Below are 26860 nucleotides of genomic sequence, written 5' to 3' on the forward strand. Positions count from 1 at the left end.
GTTGTGAACTGGTGACCGCTGTCATTCACTCCACGCTACTCAACCGCAAAACGCCTTTGGTAGTGGCGCTGCATTGCTGCCTGCATGGCAGCCTGATGCTCAGCCGCCCTTGCATCACCCCATTCGTTGCTCGAATAGATCAAGTCCATTTTCAAAGAGTCTGGCCGCTTCTCAAGGGCTCGCTTGTTGAGGAATCGCTGGCGCTTTTCGTTGTACGGCAAATTGCTGTACTCGGAGTTGATGCTGCGCGAGACCAGCGCCAGATTGCCAAAGCGGTTCAGCCAGGCGCTGGTGACCTTATTGGTATCGGTCGCCTGTGGATTCTGCGGCGAAATATGTTCCACCGAGTTCTTGGCTGTGAAGCGAAAGTTGCCCCATGCGTCATGATCACGATGCTGCTCATGCCAGAGCACAAAGTCCAGCTTGTAGAACCAGTAATGGGCAAAGTCGACGCCGTAATCGCAGGGCAACACTGCCTCGAACTGAAGCGCAGCAGCGGTACGCCAGGGCTCATTCATGAATGCCCGCGTGCGCACTACCAAGGGATCGCTCGTCACTTCCCCTAGCAATTGGTTATCCAAATGGCACAGGAAGCCGTAGTAGCGCTCAACCTCCTCCACGCTGCCACGCACGGTTTGCGCATGCTTGTGGATGAAATAGAGGAACGGAGTCAACCAATAATGGGTGGTGATCTCCTGGGAGTGGTAGAGCATGCTCTGCAGTAACGACATGCCTTGTTTCAGATCATTGTCACGGCTGCGATTGATGTAACGCTTGTCATCATTGGCAGAGATCGAGGTGTGGCAAATTTGATGAACCTCGTCATCCCCCTGATCGACCCACTTGATGACGTATTCATCCCAAAGCACTCGCATACGCCAAAGCAGGTCGATGAACCCTTGTGCCCTCACGGTACGCTGCGCGGGCTCCGCCGGCTGCAGTAAATGGGCCTCGAACAAGGTAAGCAGGTGCCGATCCAGCACACGGGGCAGATCCGGCTGCCCTTGCTCTTTCAACCAGATACGCAGCACATGCAGAAGGAACAAAGGGAAGCCAATAATACTGCGCGCCCATGGTGCCTCCCCTTCGTCCATCGCGATGGTCGCGGGTCCATTGTCAAACTTGGGATCTGCGCCGTTGACAATGTTCTCCAAGGTCAGCCGCTCAGCAGATTCCACCTGTGGAGCCTCGGCTCTTCGCGACAGCAGCCCGTGCACAGCTACTGCGTGAAGCAACTGCCCTTTGCTATAGAGGTCACCCAAACGGTGAGCCTCCAGCCGTGTATCCTGGCAGAGATTACGTTCGACAAAGCCACTCATGTCGGCACAAGCGTTCCACAAAGCTGCGTAACGGGAACGGCTTTCGGCGGGGATGTCGCGCAGTAGCCTAGCCTTGAGAATTTCGTGATGCTGGAGCTGGATGCCGCGGTTGTTGATGACTTCAAACAACTTGTTCAAGTCCATCCCCTCAGGCACCTGTGTGAGCACGAGCAAAACCTTGCGATAAACGAAGCAGGCCAGTTCCTTGAGGTATTCGTCATCCACAGGCTTGCCATCCGCACGCTTGTAGGTCTGCTTGAAAGAAGCCATCAGTTGCTGAGCTTCTCTCATGCTTTGAGTATCGGGGATCTCTGAGCTTGCTCCACTTTTGCCAGGCATCATGCTGGCAAGGAAGGCGTTCACCTGCTCGCGGATCGAGAAATGCAGGCGAGGAATCACGCTGTCCTTCAGCACTACCCTGCTGAAGTCGCCCATCACTTGGTTCCATATGGCGACCGTGCTGAGCATCCACAGCGTCGTGAAGCGCTGCTGCCCATCGATCAGGTCGAAGCGGCGCAGACCCTTAAGGCGATCTTGTTCAGAGGTTTTTTCGACCACCAGGGCACCACCCAGAAAAAACTGGTCTTCGTCCCGATCAAAGGCATTCGCCATATCGGTCAGCAATGTCTTGATCTGATCATCACCCCAGACGTACAGACGCTGGTAGATAGGCACGTTGAAGCACCAGGCCGCGTCGTCTTGATGAGCCAGCTGCTCCAAGGTGAAGAGACGGGAATCAATACTCATGGCGATCTTCCTGGCAAGTCTTCAAGTACGTTTCGAGCCATAGCGATTTACCCGCAAGGGTCGAGCATTCGGAGTCCAACTGCCCTTGATAGAAATCCAGGACCGCCCTCTTGTATCGCCCCTGCACCCCCTGCCCTGCTGATACCGTTTCGTTAGCATATGAAGACGCCACCGCTTGTTGTCGGTGCTGAAGGAAATCCAGCACCTGCTTCGGGTGGTAACTCTGGGCAATCACATCCAACAGGTTCAGCTCGGCCAGCCTGAAGAAATTGGCCGCGGTTTCCTGCTTGACCTGTTTTCTCTCCAGGCGAATCGCGCCCAGCAAAAACTCCAAGCGCAGGGCAAAAGCGGTCAGTTGTTCAACGTCGAACTGATCGACATACATCAGGCTACAGAGCATGAAGATCTCGCGCAGGTACTCCTGGTTACTACGCAGCAGCTGTTTATAAATCGTGCGGAAGATACGGACCTGCGGACAAGGCGCAGGATCATTCATTAGCCGTTGCAGCAACGCTGCGTACTTGTCCACGTATAGAAAGAACCCGACACCTTCATGGATGGGCTGACGCAACGCCATAGGCAGGCTTGCAGGATTTTGCCCGACTCGCAGCTGGCTACCCTGCAGCACATAATCACCATCCCCCGCCAGCGTCATGCAGGACGCTAGCCGATTGTGCCGGGTCGCGTAGAGCGGCACGCTGTCAATACGGCTACGGCTGTCGGCGGCGTGGGGCCAAGTGTCGCGCTGGAATTCTGCCAGGAGCGGTTCGTGCCTCCCCGCAGGCGTGTGCGATCCGCGCCAACGCCGCGCACGCCAGAGAAAACGATTGAATAAGTTAGGGGCGAAGTCCTGACCTGGGCTCAGCACCGCCGGGTGGCGTTGCAGGCTCTCCCAGCGCTCTGCACAGTCCCTCTGCAGTGCAGCCTTGAGTTCAGTCTTCCCTTGCGCGTAGTCGATCGCGCGCAGGTGATAGGCCTTGAGCAGGTCAGTGGCCTCCAAGCGCACCCCGCGGTTGTTCTGGGTGTCGAAGAAGGTGAAAGCGAGGTCAGTGCTGTCCACTTCGATCACTGTCAGCCGCAGCCTTTCGATGATCTGCGGCGCAATCGCCTCCATTTGCTTCAATGCCTGCAACCCTTCAGCAATATGTCGCGCGGATTGTCCCGAATAGCTGAGTGCCTGCCCCACTGGCAGCTTGCCGCTAGAGCGGTGGTACAACAGCGACAGCGCGGTGATGCGCTGCTGACCATCGATGATGAACCGCTTCGACTGGTTTGCGTCGCGATGCAGTAGTACACCACCCATGTAGTAAGGCAGGACGGTATCCGCCTGTGCTGCATATGTTGCTAGGTCATTGACCAGTTGCGTCAGCTTGTCTGGCCCCCAGACGAAACCACGCTGATAGCTGTCCAATGCCAACGGCCAATCGCTTGCATTGAGTAATTCGGCGAAAGACAGAGTACTGACCCGTACAAGCGAAGCCGGCTTGGCGGGTAGGATTTCCCGGATCAATTTTCGTCCCACCGTCTACGCAACGTCCTGATCAGCGCGTTTCCTCGTAACGCGCGGCCGTCTGGCCCACAGAGTGCGACAGAGCCTTCCGGTAATCCGAAGACTTCTTCGATCCTTGCCCGGATTGTGCTCACTTTCGCATCCGAGCGCGCGGCCCGATAGCGAGCCGCCTTCCGGTTTCCGATAACGACCGTCGAGTCTTCTTCCTGGTCATCCGAAGCCTCCAGAACCTCGGCATCCCAGGTCTCTTCCACTTCATCTTCCTCGATAAGCTCACCATCGTCGTCGCCCTCTTCAGCCTCGTCGACTTCAGCGGTTAGATCAGCCAGCGTCTGGGCATGGGAGTACCAAGTACTGGCATCCTCTTGTTCCCACACTAAGCCATCCTGGACATGGAAGGTGCGCAGGGCTGCGGAAGACGGAACGTAATCACTGAATCGCGACTTCACGGCCGGCAAACGTTCAAAACCGACCCCCAAGGCGCGCAGCACCTTTTCTGGACCTGCAACCAGCAAAAACTCAGACCAGCACGGCTCGCGGAAATTGACGCTGACCGTACCGTACATATAGAGAGTCGCCAGCAGTGAAGCATCTTGCTCTGCCAATTGGGTGAGTACCTGCATCACAGTGCGGTAGATGCTGAAACCTGCGTCCTCAATGGACTGCGAATCGACTTCGACTGTGGGTAAGGGCGATTTACTGTTGACGAACGCGAGCTCCGTCACCGATTTCTTGATCATTGCCTTCATTCCTTGAGCGGGACCTTGGATGGATGTAACGAGCTGATTTGCGACGATTGCAAATGTTGGGATGACCGCAGAAAGCCGCGAGATCCATCACCAAGCGGACGCCGCATGACTGAAGGGGCATAATGCCACTATTGCATGACTAAGACTCTAGAATCCCTCGTCGAGCCTGGTTTTCTGCTTGGGGTGCCACCTGAGACAGCAGAAACGTCAAGCAAGATCAACGGCGTGATTGCGCCAGCAGGCTGGCAGTATGCCACCTAGCCTGACATGCTAAGCCCCTGTAGATCGCGCCCTCGCCCGGAGCTCTCGCCCTTGAAACCCCAGCACTTCAGTTTCACTACCCAAGCCTTTAACAGCACTGCCACCACCGCCAACGTGTTTATCCACGGTTACTCCGCGGGCCACAACTTCACCGACCGGACACTGCTGGTCAGCCAGATTCCGCAGACCTTGAATACCGATATCAACCTGCTGGCGTTTTGGGAATCCAGCCACTTCGGTTCGATCGGCAAGCTTTCGCGCAATGTCATCTTCGGCGCCTCACGCCTGCACCCCGCAGCAACGCTGGCAGCGTTTGCCGGGGACAGAGCCGTGCATTTCGCGATGTCCCGCAAACGCGCGAATCTCGTTGGCGAAGCCCTGCTCGATGAGCTGGGGGAGTACCTGCTAGAACACTACCCCTACGTCACCCACGTAAACCTTGTCGGCCACTCTTTGGGCGGACGAGTGGTGATCAGCGCGCTGCGCAAACTGGCCCAAAACCGCGATGCGTGCGACCTGGTCATCAATGACGTGCTGTTGATGGCTGCTGCTGTAGAAGTGTCGGCGGACGAAGCACAGACATTGAACGACACCGCGAAACGTGTAATTAACGCCTACTCCAAGTCAGACGGTGTGTTGCTGCTCAATGCCGATGAAAAGTGCCTAGGACGGCATGAAGTTAGGCCCTTCGATAACGTTGAAATGACCAAATTCGGCCACCTGGATTACTGGCCGAAACTGCATGATGTGCTCATGCGCACGGGGTTTGCCGGCTTCAACGGCCAACAAATCGGCCAGCCTCAGTTGCAAGACCCGGTGCTCAACGACGTCCTGCTGTATGGCCTGCTTCAAGGCGCCCCGCGAGAGGTACTGGCCCAAGGCATCAAACACCTCAAAACCAGCAGTTGGACCAGCATTGATGAGCAACAGCCGCTGCACTCCTTCGTCCGCGAAATGCAGTACCTGGGTGGCCACTGCATGGTGAATTTCGTGCGGGGCCGGGGTATTGCCTACGCCGCGCTGCTAGACATGCTGGTGGAGCACTTCGACCTGGGCAATGACCGACAACGTTGCGGCGCCGTCGTGGAGTTAGAGGCGCTGTTGGTTCGGCAAGTGTTCGACAACGCGTTCCCGGAAGGTCATCCCTTCAGCAGCTCGCCTATTGCCGCAGTGAAGGCCATGCCTGCTGACACCTATTTCAGCCATGTCGACGCACTGGCTGAGCGCTTGACCTTGGCCTCCTACGTCAAGGCTTCAGCCTCTGCTCCAGAGGTGGAAACCTCCCAAACGCTAGCAGTCACCGGCGGGACCCTCAATATCACGCAACTAGCAAGCTGGAAAATGCTGTCGGCGTTGCCCGAGCTACTGGGCACGCATATAGCCGGCCGCTGGATGACTAATTTCAAGACCGCGCTGAAACCCGGCTACTCGGCATTGATACCCGCCGTGGCTGTGGTGTTTTTTGCGCGGGTTCACTGGGGGAGCGAGCGTGGATTCAGACACCGCTGAGACATCCACGCACCAAGCGCAACCAAAGTCAGAAAGGAAGCCACCATGATTGCAGCAAAAGACTTCTGCCTCGAACTCATCGAACATGTTGGCGCGCTGTTCAGCGCCCAGACGCCCAGCGATTGGTGGTGTGTAACCTCCAGCAACTGCAGCCCTAGTTGATGAAGTACTGACATTCGGCTGTTTACAGCGTCAAGCGAGATAGACTGGGTGACTTAAAGCGAAGAGCTATAAACGGAGCATTCGAGAATGGGTAACAGGGCTGCTGATCTCCCACACAACCGACTATCCCCCTCCCCCTCACTCCTCCCCAAAATAGTCACTATCCATCTGCTTCACCTCATAAACCTGCTTCACACTAACCCCCAAATTATTCTCAACCATCAACCGCGCCAGCTCGACGCCATCAATCAACACCACCTTGATATCCAACCCAAGTGCGGCCTCCCGAGCCCCTATCGAGAATTCCGAGGTCGTAATAAACACGCCTTTGCGCGCCCGCTGCCGGGTCAGCGCGCCGATGAATTTATCGATCTCGGGCCGATGCACGGTGTTAGTCCAGCGCTTGGCTTGCAGGTAGATAACATCCAGGCCGAGCTTGTCTTCCTTTATGATCCCGTCAATGCCATCGTCATTGGTGGCCTGTGTGGCTCTACCGGCCTCTCTTCGCGACCCGCCGTAGCCCATGGCAAGCATCAAATCGACAACCAGCTGCTCAAAAAAAGCCGGTGTTGCCGCCCTCACTTGTGTGAGAATTTCATCAGCCAACGATTGCAAAAGCGCCTGATGCGCCTGCGCCAGTTGCTCGTCTGGTGTAATCTCGGGCACCTCGGTCTCAAGCCCTTCCAGCACATCGACCATTTGTGGTTTGGCTGTGTGGAAGTCGGCAAATTCGGGAAATTGCTTCAACCAGGTCACGGTGAGCCGCTCGGGCCCATTGGCTAGCGCTTCCCGGCCACGCGCGGTGATCTGCACCATCCCTTTGCTGGGAATAGTCAGCAAACCGGCTTTATTCAGGTAGGTCCGAGCCCAGCCTACTCGGTTGTTGATCACCGTCTGGCGGCCCGATGGCAGGCGCTCTTTGCGCTCGTTCTCGCTCAACTGGAAGACATCAGCGACGTGCTCGCGCAACGCGCTCAGCGGCATCGCTACGCCGTCGCGTACCGATTTCAGTACCGGGCGCATGATGGTTTGAAAATCTGGGATGGACATCCAGGCTCCTTATGTTCAATCAATGCTGCTCTGCACGCTCGCAGCCCTGCCCCCATCGGGAAAACCTAGGGCCGATGAACGTGCAGATACTTGGAGGTCTGGCTATCAAACCACCTGATACTCCCCCTCAATCGGTGCACGCGCGCCAAACGCCTGACTCAGATGGCTTTCCAACTCCGCCAACTGCTCCTGCCGCCTGCGCAAGTCTTCCAAGCTCTGCTCCTGATCCTGCAAAATCTTCTCGAACGCTTTAATCTGCGGCGCGAAAATTTCCATCACCTTTTCATGATCCTGAAGCAACTTCATGGGCTCAGCAAAGTGGCTCTTCACTACTTCAGCCAAGTCATTTTGCAACTGCTTCAGCTCGGCCTCGGCACGTTGCTGCTGAACCACGCTGATGGCATCGGTCAGCACCTGGATCCCCGCACCGATCGGCCCGGCCCAACGGCTGATATTGGCCGCTAGCTTGGTCGCTTCCCAGGGTTTGAACTTGTAAACGTAACCCGTAAGGTTCTTCAACGTTTCCCGCGCGAGGAACACCCCGTTCTTGATGCTTTCGACCGGAATCTTGGAAACCGCGCTCAACGCTCGGCTAGAGGCTGCCAAGGCTGAGGCTGCAATGCTGTCGGCGAAGTCGGAAGAACTGTCGAGCTGATGTTCGATCTTCGCGCTGATGCCATTCATGATGCTGGAAGACTGGTTGAACGCGGTGCTGAACAGGTGATCGATGCGAAAACGCAACTTTTCGCCAATATCGTCCTTGGTGAAGCCAATTTTCGATTCCAGGAACGCGTGCACCTGGTCACGGGGCAACGTGCGAATGCTGTTAAGCAGGTCGGTTTCGAGGTTGTTCAGTTCCTCGTAGAGGTTGCCGACTGTAGCCAGGACCTTACGTTTGCCCTCTGCAATGTCCTCTTGAATGCGCGCCGAATCGAGGCGCTGGTTATCGGCGAGTAACCTGAACTTGATCAGCTCGTCTTGAGCGACGGCGATCTTCTTGCCCAGTACATCGCGCACCACATCGATGCCGGTCTTTTTGATCAAGGTATCGCGGCCGCTGCCGTCCAGCACTTGCTGAGTCACCAGCTTGAGTTCGCCGATACGCGAGCGCTGGTCGTAAAGGTCTTTTTGCTCAAGCCAGAAGTCCAGTCCGCGGCTGTTGGGGTTGGAGGCCACGCACACCACGTTGATCGCTTCGCGTTCCGCAGGCGTTAGCTCGACGAAGCGCTGCAGCTTGTTCAGCAGGTTGGTTTTCTTGATGGCGCTCTGTTGCTCGAACTCTTCGGGGTCGCGCAAGTCGGCGACCTCGTCCATTTTATTGATGACGAAAATGGTCGAGCTGAGTTTGTTCAGGTCGCGTAGCACCCAACGCACGATGTCTTGGTGGCTGTCTTTCAGCGGGTTGGTGGCGTCGACGACGTAGAAAATCAGGTGCGCTTCAGAAATGTAATTCTTGGTGATATCGCCGTATTGCACCAAGGCGCCGTTTTCCGCTGCCTTCTCTTTGTCACCGAAGAGGCCAGGGGTGTCGACGATTTCACAACGGTCCTGGAGGCTGGCTGGGCGGTAGATCGCCAGCGCGTCTGAGGACTCGTTGGTGTCGATCTTCATGTCCTTCATTACCTGGCCAAGCCAACCGGCCACCACGCTGGTTTTGCCATCAGAGAATGCCCCGAGCAAGGCGATACGCAGGGCATCGGACTGCACGTCACCAATGGCTTTCTTGATTTTATCGATGTCTTGCGAAACATCCAGGCCCAATTCTTCAAGCGCGCCAACCAGCTTGTGCAGGTTGTCGAGCGACTTGATGACCTCGGTTTTGCTGGCGTTGAACTGTTTAAATTGTTCCATGGGGTTTGGCTTCCACTTGCTGTTTGAGGGCCTGGATCGAGGCAATTTTTTCATCGAACAAGGCAGTGACATCGGCCATCTTCCGGCGCTCGTCTTTGAGCTGGCGCAGCACGCTGTCTTCGATCTGCTCGCCGATTTTCGCCAGCATCCCTTTGGTGTCGGTGGCGAACGTCTTGGTGACTTTTTCGCGCTCGGTTTGAATGGCCTTGGCCACCTGTTCCTGGGCTTCAGCGATTTTTTTGCCGCGCCCGCCAAAGAAGTAGCTCAGGCCCGCAGCCAACAGGCCGAACAAGCCGCCGACGATTGCCCCGACTATGTTGCCGATCCCTGGGAATACCGTGCCTATGCCAAAACCGCTGAGCGCATAGCCGCCAATACTGAGCAGGAAGCTGCCGACGTCGGAGAAGTTGAAGCTGATCGCGTCCATGGCGCTGGAGAGCGACAACGAGTTGTTCGCCGCTTCGCTCAACTGCTGCTGGAAACTCACCCGCTTGGCATTTTCTTGCAGGCGTTTGAGCGCGCGTTCGATCGCTTGGGTAAGGTCCGCGAGCAATTGCTGCTGAATGGTTTCCAAGCGCTCGGCTAGCCGATCCTGGCCCTCGCTGACATGCTGTTGAATCACCCGCTCTACATCATCTTTGTCGCTGAAATGCTCTTCAACCGCATCACGGGCGGCCGAGTTCAGTTCATTGAAGAAGCGGTCCAATGCGCTATTACGCTTGGAGGTAAAGCTGCTTTTGAGTTCATCGAAACTTTTGCGGATGACGTCCTGGCACTCCTGGACCTCGGCACCGATTTTCTCGGAGAAAGTCTGGTGCTCGTTACGATGCTTTTGCAGGTCATTGACGGTGTCTTGCAACAGGCGCAGCACTTTGCGCTTGTTGCTTTCGACAATGTCCACCTCGAAGTTGGCGCAGCTGTTGCCGATGACATCCTGCAATTGTTCTAACCGGCTGAAGCTGCGCATGGCCTGCTGGCTGGTGAAGTCTTGCAGGTAGGTGCGCTGCGACTTGAGCAAGTCGGTGCGGCTGGGGTGGATGCTGGTTAGGCCTCGCTGATCGAAGGCCACGCTGGCAAAGCCCAGCAGCCCTTGCAGTGTTTGGCAGCCACTGACCAGTTCGGCGCCGAGCATGTCCTCAAGCACTTCTTGGGTCTGGTCGCGCATCGCTGCCGCGTCTTTGTGGGTCTGCTCAAGCGACTCGCGGTCGCGCTCGAATTCGTAGGTGTCACCCTTGCCGCGCAAGTTGCAGATGGCATACACCTTGGCATCACGGTTCAGGTAATGCTTGATCTTCTGCGCGGTGTTCTGTTCGGGCTTTTTGTTGGTGCCGTTCACGTAGAACACCAAATGAGCCTTGGCGATGGCCGCTTGCACCATCGCTTCATATTTCTTCTCGTTGCCTTCGATGCCTGGCACGTCGATCAACTGGAATGACTTGCCTTGGTGGGTGAAGTGATAAACGACGTTGTCCTGAGTGAAGTCTTCCTGACCGGTGCCGACGATTTCGCCATCGACTTGGCCTGCAACGCGCTGCAGGCGCTCAAGTTGTTGCTGTTGCTTCAGCAGAGTGGGCAGCCTGTCGCTGACCAGCTCGCTCAAAGAATGTTGTTCGCGCATGGGGAGTCCGGAGTCTATGAAATGAAAGTCAGTTCAAGGCGATCACCGCCCTGGCTCACATCAACTGCATATAGCCCACGGCACCGGCAATGGCACCGATCACCACGCCGCCGAACAGCCCAAACCACAACTTCATTTTGCCACTCTGCTCAAGCGCGACGCGAGTTGCTTCGCCCTGGCGCTGGCATTCGCTCAGCTGCGCTTGAGTCGCCTGCAACTGATTACTTTGCTCGGTCAGCTGTTGCTGGCTACGCTGGAAATCGGCCCGCACGCCTTGCAGCTGAAGCTCAACCTGCTGCATCGCGGTTTGAGTCTGAGTGAGCGCCAGCTGGCTCTGGCTTAACCGCGCCTCGCTGCCCTGCAGCGATTGGCGGGTGCTTTCCAGGTCGGTATTCGCACTGGTCAGGCGCTCTTTGCTATAGGTAAGATCCTGCTGGGTGTGCGCCAACTGTTGGCGGGTACTCGCTAAATCGCGCTGGGTCTGGTTGACCAACGCCCCGATATCGTCGCCTAAAGTGGCGATGTCTTCGCAGAAATGCACGTAGCGTGTGCTGAGTTCTTCGATCAGCTCATCGCTTTTGCTAGAGAACACCGCCTGGATGTTTTTGGCGGTCGCCTGGTTACGCTCGATCAGCGCTTGACGCTTCTTCTCTTCGAACAGGATCCGCAGGCTTTCGATGATGGTGCTCTTGCCAGCGTTGGTTTCACCGAAGAATGCGATGGTGAAGTTTTCCCACTCGGCGTGCTTCTCCAGATAGGTGATTTCGCCGTCGAAGCGCGACTTCATTTCGCCGAGCTTTTCCTTGACGTTGGCAAGGTGGGCGTTGCCTTTGTCGTTACTCACGTCCAGCCGGGAGACATCATCCAGCGCGGTGGCAATGTCATTCGCTACCCGAGCGTATAGCTTGGAGAAATCTTGAGCCCTACTCATATCGTTCCCTGTTCATTCTAGGCTGGATCCAATTCAACTCGGTAAATTGCATTTTGCCACTACGACTGTCAAGTTCACCTTCGCCGCAACGACTGCCACCATTGAGCGACTAAACGTTGTATCGGGCCGCTGAGTATTTTCTTGCGTACTTGGCCATTACACCGTGGACAGCAGCTGTACCACTCCCCCGGTTGCAGCGCGTCACTGGCCGGTGCAACGGTCTTGCACCAGCGGCACTTAGAGCACTCCAGCGTGTAAGGCATAGGGCGAATCGGCATCAGTCGTTCTCCTTTACCTTCACGCTTGCACTCAACCGGTCCACCTGCGCTTTGAGCTGCCCGCTTATACGCTGCTCGGCGCGCAAGCTACGTTTCAGTTCGAGGTTCTCGCTCTCGAACACCTTGGCCCAGCGCAGCATTTCTCTGCACCGGCTAAGGCCCATCCAGATCTCCCGCAACCGCAGGTACTTCACCAACAGCACTACCAAGATCACCCCAATCAAGCCCAGCGCACCCGCCGTCAGCCAGTCATACAGACTCATATCCCTCTCCCTAAACAGTGGCCATGTGCAATCAATGCCAGGCAGACGATATGTAGCCTTAAATGACAGGTCCATAGTGTTGACTCATACAGGTAAAGTTATGGAACACACGGAGGGGCTATGAAACGCAAGCAATCTATCGCTCAGGTCCGCTGGGACCTGGCACTTCGCTATCGTTTGATCGAGACCGTTGCCTGGTGGGAAGGCCGGCTGACCACGGGACACCTGATCCAGAGCTTTGGCATCAGCCGCCAGCAAGCGTCTAAAGACATCAACACCTACATCAGCGAGCATGCGTCAAGAAACTTGACATATGATAAGCGGATCAAAGGCTACGTTCCTACGCCACACTTCAAACCACGCTTCATCGACCTCAGCGCTAGCGCCTACCTCAATATGATTGCCCAGAACAATGAACGAGCCCCGCATATCGAAGGGCTGAAGCTGGCCTATGCGCATACATTGATGTTGCAAGTTCCCGATCGCAGCATTCAGCCTGAGGTGCTTCGGCCCCTTTTGCGGGCTTGCCGGGAAGGGTTGCGACTAGAGGTCGAATACGTTTCGCTGACCAACCCCGAGCCTGAGATTCGCTTGATCGAGCCGCATACTTTGGTTCATACCGGCATGCGCTGGCACGTCCGGGCTTACTGCGAGAAAAACAGCGCTTACCGCGACTTCGTGCTCAGCCGCATGCGCGGCAAGCCAGACCTGCTGGACGGCAATGGCAACGGCATCGAAGGCGATACAGTATGGAACACTGAGGTATCGGTGATCTTGGAGCCTGACCCGCGGCTCGATGGCGCGCAGAAGGCGATCATAGAGGGTGACTACGGCATGCTGAATGGCCGGCTGGAGATCCCGAGCAGGCAAGCGTTGGTCAAGTATGTGCTGCAACGCTATCAAATCGACCCCAAGAACCTGAACCCTAAGCCAGAAGCGCAGCAGGTCGTGATCGCTAACTTGAACGCGCTGAAACCTTGGCTCTACGACTGATTCAACGTGCTCGTTGCACCCCATAACTACGAACACTGCACTCAAGGAAGAAACACACGCTCATGACAGCCGTATCTCCCCCCACAACCATCCCGCAAAGCCCATCACCCGCTTCAACGCCCGACCCCTCCGCCTCCAGCAGCCCCCACCAGGCACTATTCAAACTCCTCGCCGATATCAAATGGTGGCTGCCGGTAGTTTCAACGCTTATCTCAATCTCACTCCTCACCAAGTATCTCTGGGTAATCCATCACCCCGAGTTGATCCTGAGTTCGTTAGGTAACCCCTCAAACCTCGTCGCCTGGTTATTCTTCAGCCTGCTGATACTTGCGTCGCTGCTGCTCATCGTATCGGTACCGTCTGTGGTCTTCACGTTGAGCATGTCTGTATGCACCGTTGACAGAGAACTGGAAAAGAGGCTCGCTTTTCGCTTTGGCCTCATCGTAGGCGGGGGCTACCTACTGCTATCGCTCAATCTGCTGGGGGCCATGTTTGATTACACAATTGCCCCAGGCTACTTCTTCCCTATCGTCGTAGTCGCTGCCGCTTGTGCCGTGATAGTTCTGCTTCGCCGCGATACGCTCCTGCATAGCAAAGTACTGGAGCTGCCGCCGGGTCCCCGCAAACCCTTGCATCGCAGACTCTATTACACAGCCCTCGTTGGCTGGCTAGGTGCGCTGCTAGCGTTTACTTCAGTGAGTGGAGTGATGCCCGCCCAACTAGCCCTCATGACGTGGCGGGGCGGAGATAGCGACGAAGAGGCATTCGGGGCTATCGCTCTCTGCTTGCTGATAATGTTCCTGTACCTAGCGCCGGTTTTCGTCTTTTATCTGACAAACGGCAATGCGATGCAGCGCACTGGCAGAGCCGCACTGGTGCTGCTCGGGTGCATCTTCGTCAATGCCATGCTGTTGCCGGCCCTCTTGGACCTGTGGGTCTATTCCGCCGCCAATCTGATCAAAATCAGGGACAATACCGAGCTGAGCTATGTGTTGAACGAAAAGGATTATCCGAAGGAGGTCTTCAGCAGCGACCCGTGGCAACTGGAGAGCTACGATGGGCCAAATGGTTTGTATAGCGTCAGGGCGTTTCGTCAGTTCCGCTTCGGCGATACGTTGTTAATCTGTCCCGCTTGCTATCGAAATATCGCTTTGAAAGAGATCGGCAGCTATGCACACCGCTGTATTGCGTTGTCTGAGGCCAAGGTACATGTAGCCGCTCCTGCATTAAGCAAGGATGCCGCGACGGTAGCCAAGCCGAATTGATCCTGCCCCCCATGCCTACCCACGTTCCGGTGTTGATTGAACACCGGAACGCAAAATATAAATCTGTCCCCTTTTATCGCGGTAGACAAACATTTCGAGCGAACGAGTGCCCATGGCCGTATCTGGTTCTCCACCGGTTGCTGTCGATGTGCACAGCCCTATCGTACAGGTACCTGGTACATTCCGCCTGGAATAGAGACTGCTCATCCTATATCTTCCAGGGGGGCGCCCTGTGTGTTGGAGGTATAAAATCCTGCAAGCACCGAGGCCCCCCTGGGCCTTTTCATCGCAACGCGATGCTCTTGGGGAATCTGGGTTTTCAAAGCGTCATTGATCATGCGTGAGGATTGACCATGGATGGGCAGGGAAGGCCGGTTATTAAGGCTTATGGCTTTGTTGAAGCAGTGACTTACCCTGACCCTAAGGAGAGTAACCGGGGGCGCGTGAATTTAGTTTTGGATAGCCTTCGAGTAGAAGCAATCCAGAAGGGTGTGAGCGTCAGGGACACGGCTGATGATCTTTTGATAGTTCGGATCCTTTCAACCATCAATCGTTTAGAAGCGCGCTTCCCAGGGAGCAATTGGGAAGAGGGAAGCTGGATCGAGTTCAAGCTCCAAGACAGTCCAGGAGATCCTCCAGCTTGGTACCTCTCCGCTGATGGTGACTACGGCGGAAAGGTCGTTCGCACGAACATCACCGACGCTGTCCGCATAGGAGGTGGGCCGTTTGCGGCAAGTAGACTTGAACAAAAGCTGGTCGAGTTTTGCCAAGCTCCTGATGCGAAACACGTCCAACAGCTTTCAAGTTGGCGTCCTCAACGAAACGCGAGCGGTCCGTTTGTGAGAGTAGTTGATGTCGGTCAAGCTAGCTTTTCAGCCATCCATCCCAGCAAAAACATCACATCTCCAATCATGGGGTACTTTGACGTAGGAGAGCCGCTGTTCTTTCATCACAAGACATTCCCCAGCGTGTTTCTCGAACAGAAAAGGGTGCCTCAATCGGGATTTGTCGTCCTGTCTCACTGGGACTTTGACCACTATTCGTTAGCCGTCAGCAAAATTCCGGAGCTTCGGAACCTCGCGTGGTATGCGCCTGATCAACCAGTCGGGCCAAATGCGGCCCGGCTCCAGGCTCTTCTGGGTACCAACCTGACTCTGCTTTCTGCTCCGTTCCTTAGCATCGGGAGTGGAATAGAACTATGGAAAGGTACAGGCGCTCGCAGCAATCGAAATGACAGTGGATATGCGATGAGGATAATCAGGGCTGGAGGACCCGTTCTACTCTCGGGTGATCTACCTTACTCCCTATTGCCCCTTGGCATTGGGACTCAGTTTTCTGCAATTGCGATAACCCATCACGGAGGTGCCTTCACTGGGCCTCCTCCCATCCCTATGTCTCAAGGAGCCCTGGCAGCCGTTTCTTACGGTATACCAAATCGCTATCATCATCCCAACACTGCGGCCATTGGGCTACATCAAAGCGCAGGCTGGTCGATCCAGCCGACCAACACTTCAGCCAGGAAGCGTGGAGACATCTGGCTCTGACATTGCTCATGCGAAAGCATCTGTTTAGCGCCACGCATTCACGCGCTCGTACCTACTATTCCTGTCGGGCGTGGATGCTCATGACTCCAGCTTTCGAAATATTCCATCGTCCAATAAAAAGTTGCGTATCGCCGATCTAGAAACTTAACCCAGCTGTCTTCTAGTCGCTTTGCATAAAACTCCAAACCTAGCTATTTAATTTTACCCAGCATTTCTTTTGGCATTTCCTCAAGAGGAGCAGATGTCCATTCTTGAAATATCTATATATAGGAGTTAATTATATTTTTTAATGTTTTCAGTTATATCCAAAACCTCTGTTTGTGCCTTACCCTTTTGCCCTAGCAGCACTTCTTCAACAAATGAAAAACTTAGTAGCTTTGATTTTCTCAGTCAACAATTTTGTTTTTTGATCCGAAAGGCACTGTGAAACTAAACACGAAAACATCGAACACAATATTGCAAATCATGTGCGGGTATTTTTTCTTATCATGTGGTACAAAGCCGCAAGGCCTTAATGAAAAACGTGCTGCAGCGCTATCACATCGACCCTCGCAACCAGGCTCGAAGCCCAGCATATCGTGGTCAAAAAACCCTGGGAACAGCACCCTTAGCTGATGAACGACTGGCCCAGACAGGCCAAGAGCGCCCCGGGCGGCCGATTTTTCTATAGATCTGATCCCGGTTCGTTTATGGCGCGTAGCTCCAACAGCACCGTCCACCGGAATCCAGGCCACGCAGCGTTCCAACTGGTATTCCAAGCAAGTTAACCAAACACTTTTTTACTAGCCAAAACAAATAGATACCGAGTTGTTTCAAATTACCCCGGCCCTGCCCCCTTGCCTGCCAGACGACCAACCCAGCAAAAACAATACCACTGAGCTTTATTTCAAGCCTTTCCACACAACTCAAACACCGCCCACTACTCAGCAGCAACCTCCTCCTTAACACTCAACCGAAACGCATCCCGAGCCGTTTTCCCCACATACTTAGTAAGCGCATAGTTCGCCGTGCCTCCCACCACAACTCCAATCCCAAATGGAATGACCTTTGCTGCAGCCTTCTGGGTAAACGAAATCCCAATCTTCGCAAACAAGTCCTTGATCACCACAAGCACCGGCCCTGTCAGGTACTTTTTGACCATGCGCACCCCCGCTTTGCTAGCGATTCTGGTCGTTCCCGCAGACCCCATCTGCTCCAGCGAACCGTACAACGCAATAATGTACGACATGTGCTTAGCATCTTCGTTGGACATCTTGCCGTTGATCGCCACTGCAAGGCACATGGTCATATCAATCTGCAGCTTCATGCACACTGAAATATCCGCCAGCCCTCCACCCACTGCGCTCACGGCGGTGCCGATCCCAGGGATAACACCTGGAAGTGCGGTGGCAGCACCGGATGTGGCGGCCAGCTTCGAGTACCGGCTGATGATCTTGTCTACAACCACGTCCTCAATTTTCTGCTCGGTTGCAGACGGCGAGGCGTTGCGTGCTTGAACCTGGTACTGAGCGACCAGCTCCCGTGCATCCTGAGGACTGATTGCGATGGCTTCTACCATCTTCATCAGTGATGAGCTGCTTTCTGCTTTTTCGGTGGTCATACCAGATTCCGTTCGAGAAGTTGTTGGTCCGCTACCTGCACCAGGCTTAGTGGGGACCAAGGCTGAAATGGTCGATATCAAAACTGTTTCCAATAATGGCATTTAGCCATAATTCTGGCTAGCATCATTACCGTGTTCACTTGCGCCCTGCTCTGATCAAAACCGCGCTATCAAGGGTGGTGCAGCCCAGTGTATCTCCAGCGGCAGGCAGTCGCTGACCCGCTCAATGTTACTCATACTTGCCGCCCGTCCCCGAAGGCTAGGTCCTGCAAGATCACCACCTTCCTCTGCAACTGCCCCACATGCTCCCGCTCCGCCCGCACCGCCGCCCTAAGCTCCCGGTTCTCCATCTCCCAAATCTGCAACCAGCGCAAATCCCGCTGGCAATGCTCCACCTTCTTCCCAAGCTCACCCAACCTCAACCCCTGCTGAATCAGCACCAGCAGAATGACCCCCATCGCCACCAAGGCCCCCGTCGCAACCACTTCCGGCATCGTCATACTCATGTCCTTTGCAGCCCCCGATGTATTCCGAAGACGAGCCAAAGATATGTAATGCAAAACTACACGTCTAGAATGTAGACTTATACAGGTAAAGTAATCGCGCACATGGAGAGGGTATGAAACGTAAGCAATCCATCGAGCAGGTACGCTGGGACCTGGCACTTCGCTATCGCCTGATCGAAACCGTTGCCTGGTGGGAAGGCCGGCTGACCACGGGCCACCTGATGCAGAGCTTTGGCATCAGCCGCCAGCAGGCGTCGAAGGACATCAATACCTACATCACCGAACATGCGCCCGAAAACTTGACGTATGACAAGCAGATCAAGGGCTATGTACCGAGCGAACAGTTCGAGCCGCTGTTCATCGACAACAGCGCCAGCGCCTATCTGCACCTGCTGTACCAGAACAATGAACGCGCCCCGCACATCGATGGGCTGGCACTGGCTTATGCACACACCCGGGTGCTGGAAGTGCCTGATCGGCCCATTCGGCCCGAGGTGCTGCGCCCCTTGCTCAAGGCCTGCCGTGAAGGCCGGCGGCTGGAAACCGAGTACGTGTCCTTCAACACCCCCAACGTCGAGGTGCGCCTGATCGCCCCGCACACGCTGGTGTACACCGGCATGCGCTGGCACGTACGGGCCTACTGTGAAAAGAACGGCCAGTACCGCGACTTCGTCCTCAGCCGACTGCGTGGGCAGCCGGACTTGCTCGACACCTCGCCGAACACGCGCGAGCAGGATGAAGACTGGAATGTCGAAGTGCCGATCATCTTCGAGCCCGATTGGCGCTTGAACGCGGCGCAGAAGGCAATCATCGAAACCGACTACGGCATGACGGATGGGCAATTGGTGGTGCCCAGCCGCAGGGCGTTGGTGAAGTACGTGTTGCAGCGGTATCAGATCGACCACCGCAACATGGCGATACTGCCCGAGGCCCAGCAACTGGTGGTCAGCAACCTCCAGGCGCTGGACCCGTGGTTGATGAAGTACTGACCCCGGATGTCGGGAGCAGGGGCAATGCTCGCCACGTTGCGGGCGCTACAGCACTGCCCCTCGGCTTACCAGCTATAACTCAACTTGGCCGTAACCTCCCGCCCCGGGTTGTAGTAGTTCGCCGTCCCCGACCCCACCACATGCTGTTCGTCAAACAGGTTGCTCACATTCAGCGCAAGGTCTGTCCCCTTGGCAATCTTGTAGTTCAGCGCCGCGTCAAACAGTGTGGTGCCGTCGCTTTTCTTGGTGTTGGCAGCATCCATGTAATAGCCACCCACGTACCGAGCACCCAGGCCAACGCTCACATCCGTATTGGCAATGTCGTAGTAGCTCCACAGCGAAGCCGTATGCTTCGGCGCCACGGTGAATTCCTTGCCCTTGAGCGAAGTACCGTCATACAGCGCACCGCGCAGCACCTCGGTTTCCATGTAGGAATAGGCACCGATCAGGCTGAGGTTTTGCGTAACTTGCGCCTTGGCTTCCAGGTCCAGGCCACGTGCTCGTGACTCACCCACCGTCTGCTGCTCGATGATGCCGCTCGGCAGCACGACGGCGATGGTGACGTTTTCCTGGGTCAGGTCATAAACGGCTGCAGAGAACAACGCATCCATGCCCAGTGGCGAGTACTTCACGCCCACTTCGTACTGCCTGCCGGTCTGCGGCGTTACGCCAACCTGCGGAGGCGAAACCGACTCCACCATGCTCACATAAGTGGAGACCTCATCGTTGACGATGTACGTCAGCGCGCCCCGGTAGGACGTTTCAGAGAAGTTGTCGCTTTGCTTGTTCACCCCGCCCACGTACTCCGTGCTGGACAGGTCCATGGAGTCATTACGCACACCCGCTGTTGCGATCAGGCGGTCGTAGAAGGACAGGTTCTGCTGCAGGAACACGGCCTTGGTGGTGGCGTCGTTTTTCTTGCGGGTATAGGGCGTAACGCCACCGGGAACGCCGGTGAACACGGGGTTGGCAATGTCGATGGACGGTGCAAGGCTGTACACCGAACTCTGCTTGGTGGTGGAGTCGAGGTATTCCACACCCACCAAGGTGCTGCTGTCGATGTGCTCGAGCTGGGCGTCGTATTGCAACATCAGGTTGCCGTTGAGCTGGTCGGCATCGCTGTCAGTGCCGAATACATAGCGCGGTATGGTGGTACCCACACGCGAAGCGCTGTCGCTCAGGTAGACATAGCCAAAGTCATCGGTCAACTCGCTGTAACGCAGGTTACTGCGCAGCGTGAAGCCGTTATCGAAGTCGTGGGTGATGTTGCCGCTGAGGCTGGTGCGCTCGACATCGTGGAAGTTGTAGCCGGGCTCGCCGTAGAAATCGCTGCGGTCGTATTCCTTGTCCAGTGGGTAACCACCACTGTTTGGCGAGCTGTTGGTCTTCAGGTAGTCGAGGATCACCGTGGCCGAAGTGAAGTCGGTAGGCGCCCAGGTCAAGCCGCCCATCACGAAGCGGTTGTCGTCCTGCGAATGGTCGTACTCGCGGTCGCTGTTCTGCATCTTGGCTGTGAAGCGGCCGGCCAGCGTTTGTTCGTCGTTCAGCGCATCGCCCACATCGATGCCGGTCTCGGCATGGTCATAGGAGCCATAGGTCACGTAACCCTGGCCAAACTTTTCGAAGCGAGGCTGCTTGGTCACGAAGTTCAACGAACCGCCCGGGTCTGCCGGGCCGAACAGGGTGGAGTTGGCGCCGCGCAGAATCTCGATGCGCTCGTAGGCGTAAGGGTCTTCACGCACACCCCGCATCGAGCTCAAGGTCAGGCCGTCACGGTAAGTGGTGGCCTGAAAGCCGCGGATCTGGAAGTAATCGTTGCGGTCGTCCGAGCCGTAGAAGTCGCTGACCACGCCAGGGGTGTATTGCAGCGCCTCTTCCGTGGTGCTGACACTGCGCTGCTGCATTTCCTTGTTGGTGACCACAGACACCGACGCTGGCGTGTTGAGGATGCTGGTCGCTACCTTGCCACCTACCCACAGCTCCTTGGCAACCACCGAGTTGATGTCGTCATCGGCACTGGCCTTGACCTTGGAGTTGATGATGATGGGCGCCAGGCGGTAATCCTCGGTCGCACCCAGCTCCAGCGGGCCGGCAGCTTTGGGCTGCGGCACCACCAGGTAGGCACCCGGGCCTTGCTGCTCAGCCTGAAGCTCGGTCCCCTGCAACAGCGACGAGAGTGCAGCCGAGGTGCCCAGCGTACCCTGAACGCCCGCCGTGTTGCGGTTGGCGATGCTCTGTGCGTCGTAGGACAGGCTGATACCAGCCTGGCGCGCAAAGTGGTCAAGCGCCGGCGCCAGTGGGCCGCCTGGAATGTTCCATTGCTGGACTTGGTTGTTGTGCTCAGCGTTTGCAGCTTGCGCAAGCGCAGGCAACGCAGCGCTACTGACAACCAGGCCCAGGAAAGCAGCGTGCACGGCACGGCTCAAAGGATGGCGCTGTGAAACCGGGGTAGAACTCATTCTCTCGCTCCGTAGGGGGTCGGCGGGGCGGCCTGTATTCCGGCCTTCTCTACAAGCCGAACGAGAATGAGAAAACACCTCATTTATTTTACGGCGCTATCAGCACGCCCTGCCGGGTGGGCAGCGGGCGGTTCAGCAGCACGCCAACCAACACCGCAAACAACAGCGCGGCAACACCCGCAACCTGCAACACGGCCTGAAAACCACCCATGAAGGCCTGCCGCGCAACGGGAGCTACTGCGTCACGTAAACCCGGGTCGAGCAACGCCAGCGCCGCCTGCAAGTCCCCTGCGGCAACCCGCGCGGCCATCGCAGCAACCTGGCCCGATTGCGCGGGGGCTACAGCAGCCATGGATGCGTGCAGCAACTGCCCGCTGCGCGTAGCCAGCACACTGCCGAGCACGCCAATGGCCAGCACGATCGCGCCAAACCGAATGGTGGTACTCAACCCCGAGGCCATTCCGGTTCGCTCACGCGGCACACACGCCATGATGTTCTTCTGTGTATCGCCATTCAGCAGACCGGCACCCGCGCCCAGCACCAGGCTGGCCAGGGCGAATGCGCCATAGCCGCCGTGGCGCGTGGCCCAGGCACACAGCAGGTTGCCCGTGCCCACCAGCACCAGGCCCAGTGCAAATACTTGCGCCGGGCTCATGTGGGCAGCCAGGCGCATACCCAAGCGCGGTGTCAGCAGCATGGCGATGGCGAATGGCAACATGCCTGCGCCAGCCGCCAAGGGTGACAGTTGCAAGCCGCTCTGCAAGTAAAGCGGCAGCAGGGTCATCATCACCTGGGCGCAGGCTGCGTAGGCGAACATGCCCAGCAAGGCACCAACGAAACGCCCGCTACGCATCAGCTGCAGGTCGATCATCGGCCGCGTCTGGCTGCGCTCCACCATGATGAACAGGCCGAACAGGAAGGCACTGATCACCAGTCGACCGAGGGTTTTCGCGCTGCCCCAGCCCACCTGGTTGGCATCGATCATCGCCCAGATCAGGTAGCCCAGGCTGCCGGCGAAGGTCAGGCTGCCCCAAGGGTCGAGCCGCGCGGCGGCGCTGTCGCGAGATTCCTCGACACTGCGCAAGACCATCACCGCCAGCAATGCCACCAACGGCAGGTTAATGTAGAAAATCCAGCGCCAGCCCAAGGTGCTGGCAATCACGCCACCCAGCAGCGGCGCCAGGGTGATGGTGGCGCCCATGCAGGCCCCCCAGAAGGCCCAGGCACGCATGCGTTCCTGGGGTTCATGAAAGCGGTTGCCGATCGCCGCCAGGGCCGAAGTCAGCAGCAACGCGGCACCAATCCCCTTGGCGGCCCTGGCCAGGTCGAGGAACAGCAGGTTGGGCGCCGCACCGCACGCCAGCGAAGCGATGCCGAACAGGGCCAGGCCAAGCAGCAGCATGCGCCGCCGGCCGAAGCGGTCGGCCAGGCTGCCGGCGGGCAGCAGGCAGGCGGCGAAGGCCAGCAAATAGGCACTGACCACCCACTCGATATCGGCGAACGAGCCGGACAGGTCGCGGGCGATGCTGGGCAGGCTGACGGCGACAATGTTGGTGTCGAGGATGATCAACGCACAGACCAGGGAGGCAGTGAGCAGGGTAAAGCGTGCAGAGGGGGCAGGCATGGCAGGCTCCAGATACGGGCTGGTCGCCGCAGCGCCAGCCTTGTAGTGTTGGCCTCACCATAACGCCGCCAACCCCAGGCCTTGTTAGCCCAGGCGGCCTGCGTCATTACCCTGTAGGTAACACCCATGGAAATCCGCCATTTCCGCTATTTTCTCTGCGTTGCCCGCCACGGCCATTTCACCCGGGCCGCCGAGCAACTGGGCATCGCCCCGCCTACCCTCAGCCGGCAGATCCAGGACATGGAGCGCGAGCTGGGCGTGCGCCTGTTCGAGCGCAACCAGCGCGAGGTCAACCTGACCGCTGCCGGCCAAGCCTTGTTGATCGAGGCCGAGCACGCCGTGCGCCAGTTCGACGCCGCACAATTGGGCGCACAACGGGCCGCCCGTGGTGAAAGCGGGCGCATCGAACTGGGCTATGTGGCTTCAGCCGCCTACTCTGGCATGCTCCAGCAGCAAGTCGCCCGCTACAGCGAAACCTGTCCCGGCGTGCGCCTGAACATCCGCGAACTGCCCATGGCCGAATTGCCCGGCATGGTTCGCGATGGCCTGCTCGACCTGGCCTATGTGCGCTCGCCAATGGAGCTGCCGGAAGAACTTGATGCCATCGCGTTGCATCAGGAAGGCTTTGTTCTCGCCCTGCCCGCCAGCTCACGCATCAACGAAGTGCCACAAGTTCCGGCCGCGCGCCTGGCCAATGAAACCTTCATCCTGCCGGAGCAGATTTCCGGCACCCTGGAAGTGGCGACGCAGGGTGGGTTCGTTCCCCGGCTTGGTCCGCAGCCCGGCAGCCTGGTGGCGGTGATTACGCTGGTATCGCTCGGGCAAGGTATCGCAGTGGTCCCGGAGTCGGTGGTGCAGCGCATCAACCTGCCACAGGTGAACTACCGGCGTATCGTCGATTGCCAGGCCAGCTCTTGGCTCAGCCTGCTTCACAGGCGTTTCGAAAAAGCACCGGCGGTGAAGCGCTATGTGGAAGGCGTGAAATGCGGTGCATGACCGATGCTCAGGCGTCCTCTTGCGCGGTAGCGCCCAATGCATAGAACTCATGCAGCTTGGCTTGCAGCAACGCCTTGTCCGGCAGGCGCGTTTGATACTCTGCAATCAATGCTGGAGACAAACTGCGATTCAGCGCGTACTCGACCACCTCATCGTCCCTGCTGGCGCATAGCAACACGCCAATGGCGGGGTTTTCATGAGGCTTGCGCTCGTTGCGATCCAGTGCCTCCAGATAGAAATCGAGCTTGCCAAGGTACTCAGGTTCGAAGCGGCCAACTTTCAGCTCGATCGCTACCAGGCAGTTGAGGCCGCGATGGAAGAACAGCAGGTCAAGTGCGAAGTCCCGGCCGCCGACCTGGAGCGGGTATTGAGACCCAACGAAGCAGAAATCCCGGCCCAGCTCATTCAGGAACGCCTTCAACCGATCCATCAGTGCGCAATGCAGATCTGCTTCAGCATGGACTCCAGGCAGATCAAGGAACTCGACCATGTAGGCATCTCGGAAAACCTCCATGGCCTCAGGATAACTTTGTCTCAGCGTTGCTGTGGCTTTCGCAGGGCTGGTGATGCTGCGCTCATACAAAGCAGCTTTCAGTCGGCGCTCGAGCTCACGACGTGACCAATGCTCCTGTACGGCCATGCGTACATAAAACTCACGCTCATCATGCTGCTTGCACTGCCCAAGAATGATGAGGTTGTGGCTCCAGGACAATTGTCGCACCAGTGGTGCGACTTTCTCATCAGCTCGATATAGATCATAAAACTGCCGCATCCGGAACAAGTTTGCACGCGTGAACCCACGCAACCCAGGCTGCGTTCGAGCAAGATGAACGGCCAGCTGACTGACCACCGAATCCCCCCATTCAGCCTTCTCCAGCTTGCGACTGATGTAGGCCCCCACCTGCCAGTACAATTCGATCAACTGCGTGTTGACCGCCTGCACCGCACGTTGCCTCGCGTCCCTGATTAACCCGAGCACTTCCTCGAACCGGTCATCCTTGACCGAAGGAAGGGCCGTCGACGCTTGGGATTGTTGTTCTGCGCTCATGCCTCGACTCCCTTTATGAATTCGACAGGAAGTCTACGCCTGGTAAGCCGCCTTCCAACCGCTAGCGGCGCCAAACAAGTGTTTCAAAAAAACAAAGGGCACCCATCCACAGGTGCCCTTTGCCTTACTGCCAGGTGAACTCAATCACCCCATCGAACGCGCCCCCACCGGTTGCGTATGGCCGCGCGAAGTCACGATCCCCAGGAAGGAAATCACGATCGCCAGGCCCAATGTCGAACTCACTTCCGCCCGGTGCTCGGGCGTGTACATCATCACCGCCAGCGCCCCGGCGATGAAGATGATCACCGCCCAGGTCAGGTACGGGAACAGCCACATACGGAACTTCAGCTCGGTGTTCTCCCGCTCCAGGCGGCGGCGCATGCGCAGCTGCGAGATGGCGATGACCATGTACACCAGCAGGGCGATGGCGCCAGAGCTGGCCAGCAGGAACTCGAACACGCCCTTCGGCGCGAAGTAGTTGAGGATGGCGATGGCCGCGCCGATCAGGGTGCTGCCAAACACTGCAGCACGCGGTACGCCAACCCTGGAGGTCTTGTTGAGGAAGGCCGGGGCATCACCGCGCTTGGCCAGCGAGTACATCATCCGCGAAGCAATGTAGATCGACGAGTTCATGCAGCTGGTCACGGCCACCAGCACAACCAGGTCGACCATGAACGCCGCATTGGGGATGTTCATGATTTCCAGCGCACGCTGGTACGAGCCCACCACGGCCAGTTGCGGGTCGTTCCATGGCACCACCGAGATGATCACGAAGATCGACAGGATGTAGAACGTGCTGATACGCCAGATCACCGAGCGGGTGGCCTTGGCGATGTTGCGCGACGGGTCGCTGGACTCGGACGCGGCGATGGTCACCGCCTCGGTGCCGATGAAGCTGAACATCACGGTAATGAACGCACCCACCACTGCCGACCAGCCCTTCGGCGTAAAGCCGCCGTGCTCGGCCATCAGGCTGCTCAGGCCGCTGACCTCGCGGTTAGGCAGCCAGCCCATCAGCGCGGCAAAGCCCAGGCCGATGAAACCCAGAATCGCCGTTACCTTGAGGATGGCGAACCAGAACTCGAACTCACCGTACTTGGCCACGCTGAACAGGTTGGTGCCGGCCAGCAGCAGTACCGAGGCCAGGGCGAAGATCCAGCTGTCCACCTGCGGGAACCAGGCGTTCAAAACATGCCCTGCGGCCAGCGCTTCGATAGGGATCACCAACACCCAGAACCACCAGTACAACCAGCCGATGGTGTAGCCGGCCCAACGGCCGATGGCCTGGTCGGCATAGGTGGAAAACGATCCGGTGTCTGGGTGTGCCACGGCCATTTCGCCGAGCATGCGCATAACCAGAACCACCAGGGTCCCGGCCACGAAATAGGAAATTATGGTAGCTGGCCCGGCCGCCGCGATGGCATGGCCAGAGCCTACGAAAAGTCCGGCGCCGATGATGCCGGCGATGGACAGCATCGTTACATGACGTGGCTTGAAACCTTGTGCAAGGTTGCCATCAGATCCCACGGTGTTCATTGATGTTGTTCTCTTTTTGCTGACACAAGGATGGACGGGCAGGCGTAGGCGA

At 57.2% G+C, this 26860-nt stretch carries 21 protein-coding genes; 6 read left to right on the plus strand and 15 right to left on the minus strand.

From position 1 onward, the window contains the following. Positions 1-35: 35 nt before the first annotated feature. The 3 genes from QQ992_RS24590 to QQ992_RS24600 are packed head-to-tail and all read right to left on the minus strand — an operon-like array spanning position 36 to position 4316. Positions 36-2066, minus strand: coding sequence for a DUF262 domain-containing protein (locus QQ992_RS24590; RefSeq protein WP_286111366.1), 2031 nt, complete (start codon positions 2064-2066; stop codon positions 36-38). Then, on the minus strand, positions 2056-3576 hold the full coding sequence (locus QQ992_RS24595; RefSeq protein ID WP_286111367.1) for a DUF262 domain-containing protein: 1521 nt from the start codon (positions 3574-3576) through the stop codon (positions 2056-2058). Before QQ992_RS24595 ends, QQ992_RS24590 begins: the two co-directional genes overlap by 11 nt. Continuing rightward, entirely contained in the window at positions 3573-4316 is a 744-nt protein-coding gene (locus QQ992_RS24600) for a hypothetical protein (protein WP_286111369.1), read from the minus strand. Before QQ992_RS24600 ends, QQ992_RS24595 begins: the two co-directional genes overlap by 4 nt. Before the next feature lie 321 nt (positions 4317-4637). Between QQ992_RS24600 and QQ992_RS24605 the strand changes: the two genes are divergently transcribed. Next, on the plus strand, positions 4638-6095 hold the full coding sequence (locus QQ992_RS24605; protein ID WP_286111370.1) for a DUF726 domain-containing protein: 1458 nt from the start codon (positions 4638-4640) through the stop codon (positions 6093-6095). Between the two features lie 300 nt (positions 6096-6395). Here the strand turns inward: QQ992_RS24605 and QQ992_RS24610 are convergent, their stop codons facing one another. The 5 genes from QQ992_RS24610 to QQ992_RS24630 all read right to left on the minus strand — a co-directional run bounded on the left by QQ992_RS24610 (position 6396) and on the right by QQ992_RS24630 (position 12248). Next, a complete protein-coding gene (locus tag QQ992_RS24610; protein ID WP_286111371.1) occupies positions 6396-7307 on the minus strand; it encodes a restriction endonuclease in 912 nt (303 codons plus the stop codon). Between the two features lie 105 nt (positions 7308-7412). Continuing rightward, positions 7413-9212, minus strand: a complete 1800-nt coding sequence (locus tag QQ992_RS24615; protein WP_350157654.1) for a LeoA/HP0731 family dynamin-like GTPase — start codon at positions 9210-9212, stop codon at positions 7413-7415. Continuing rightward, a complete protein-coding gene (locus tag QQ992_RS24620; RefSeq protein WP_286111373.1) occupies positions 9145-10776 on the minus strand; it encodes a GTPase in 1632 nt (543 codons plus the stop codon). The genes QQ992_RS24615 and QQ992_RS24620 overlap by 68 nt, the downstream gene beginning before the upstream one ends. Before the next feature lie 55 nt (positions 10777-10831). Further along, positions 10832-11707 (minus strand): hypothetical protein, encoded by an 876-nt coding sequence (locus tag QQ992_RS24625; RefSeq protein WP_286111375.1) that lies wholly within the window; start codon positions 11705-11707, stop codon positions 10832-10834. Between the two features lie 277 nt (positions 11708-11984). Continuing rightward, the gene (locus QQ992_RS24630; protein ID WP_286111377.1) at positions 11985-12248 is read right to left on the minus strand and encodes a hypothetical protein; all 264 of its coding nucleotides are present in this window, start codon (positions 12246-12248) and stop codon (positions 11985-11987) included. A 120-nt stretch (positions 12249-12368) separates the two neighbouring features. Between QQ992_RS24630 and QQ992_RS24635 the strand changes: the two genes are divergently transcribed. The 3 genes from QQ992_RS24635 to QQ992_RS24645 all read left to right on the plus strand — a co-directional run bounded on the left by QQ992_RS24635 (position 12369) and on the right by QQ992_RS24645 (position 16050). Next, positions 12369-13241: a helix-turn-helix transcriptional regulator gene (locus QQ992_RS24635; RefSeq protein ID WP_286111378.1), complete on the plus strand. Its 873-nt coding sequence runs from the start codon at positions 12369-12371 to the stop codon at positions 13239-13241. Positions 13242-13303: 62 nt separating this feature from the next. Continuing rightward, positions 13304-14506, plus strand: coding sequence for a hypothetical protein (locus tag QQ992_RS24640; RefSeq protein WP_286111379.1), 1203 nt, complete (start codon positions 13304-13306; stop codon positions 14504-14506). 353 nt (positions 14507-14859) lie between these two features. After that, complete coding sequence (locus QQ992_RS24645) at positions 14860-16050, plus strand: ComEC/Rec2 family competence protein (protein ID WP_286111380.1); 1191 nt, start codon at positions 14860-14862, stop codon at positions 16048-16050. 386 nt (positions 16051-16436) lie between these two features. Here the strand turns inward: QQ992_RS24645 and QQ992_RS24650 are convergent, their stop codons facing one another. The 3 genes from QQ992_RS24650 to QQ992_RS24660 all read right to left on the minus strand — a co-directional run bounded on the left by QQ992_RS24650 (position 16437) and on the right by QQ992_RS24660 (position 18150). Further along, a complete protein-coding gene (locus QQ992_RS24650) occupies positions 16437-16808 on the minus strand; it encodes a hypothetical protein (RefSeq protein WP_286111381.1) in 372 nt (123 codons plus the stop codon). Positions 16809-16969: 161 nt separating this feature from the next. After that, positions 16970-17650 (minus strand): EcsC family protein, encoded by a 681-nt coding sequence (locus QQ992_RS24655; RefSeq protein ID WP_286111382.1) that lies wholly within the window; start codon positions 17648-17650, stop codon positions 16970-16972. 233 nt (positions 17651-17883) lie between these two features. Continuing rightward, entirely contained in the window at positions 17884-18150 is a 267-nt protein-coding gene (locus QQ992_RS24660; protein ID WP_286111384.1) for a hypothetical protein, read from the minus strand. Between the two features lie 119 nt (positions 18151-18269). Here QQ992_RS24660 and QQ992_RS24665 point away from each other — a divergent pair, with 119 nt between their 5' ends. Continuing rightward, positions 18270-19145 (plus strand): BrxR family helix-turn-helix transcriptional regulator, encoded by an 876-nt coding sequence (locus QQ992_RS24665; protein WP_286111385.1) that lies wholly within the window; start codon positions 18270-18272, stop codon positions 19143-19145. A gap of 65 nt (positions 19146-19210) precedes the next feature. On the opposite strand, the gene QQ992_RS24670 is transcribed toward QQ992_RS24665, so the two are convergent. After that, positions 19211-21604, minus strand: a complete 2394-nt coding sequence (locus QQ992_RS24670) for a TonB-dependent siderophore receptor (RefSeq protein ID WP_286111386.1) — start codon at positions 21602-21604, stop codon at positions 19211-19213. 88 nt (positions 21605-21692) lie between these two features. Continuing rightward, entirely contained in the window at positions 21693-23228 is a 1536-nt protein-coding gene (locus tag QQ992_RS24675) for an MFS transporter (RefSeq protein ID WP_286111387.1), read from the minus strand. A gap of 126 nt (positions 23229-23354) precedes the next feature. Here QQ992_RS24675 and QQ992_RS24680 point away from each other — a divergent pair, with 126 nt between their 5' ends. Then, the gene (locus QQ992_RS24680) at positions 23355-24224 is read left to right on the plus strand and encodes a LysR family transcriptional regulator (protein ID WP_286111388.1); all 870 of its coding nucleotides are present in this window, start codon (positions 23355-23357) and stop codon (positions 24222-24224) included. Between the two features lie 7 nt (positions 24225-24231). On the opposite strand, the gene QQ992_RS24685 is transcribed toward QQ992_RS24680, so the two are convergent. Then, positions 24232-25272, minus strand: coding sequence for a PDDEXK nuclease domain-containing protein (locus QQ992_RS24685; RefSeq protein ID WP_286111389.1), 1041 nt, complete (start codon positions 25270-25272; stop codon positions 24232-24234). Positions 25273-25416: 144 nt separating this feature from the next. Then, a complete protein-coding gene (gene gabP / locus QQ992_RS24690) occupies positions 25417-26808 on the minus strand; it encodes a GABA permease (RefSeq protein ID WP_286111390.1) in 1392 nt (463 codons plus the stop codon). Between the last annotated feature and the right edge of the window lie 52 nt (positions 26809-26860).

The sequence above is a fragment of the Pseudomonas kurunegalensis genome (genome assembly GCF_030291635.1).
Taxonomy (GTDB): Bacteria; Pseudomonadota; Gammaproteobacteria; order Pseudomonadales; family Pseudomonadaceae; genus Aquipseudomonas; species Aquipseudomonas monteilii.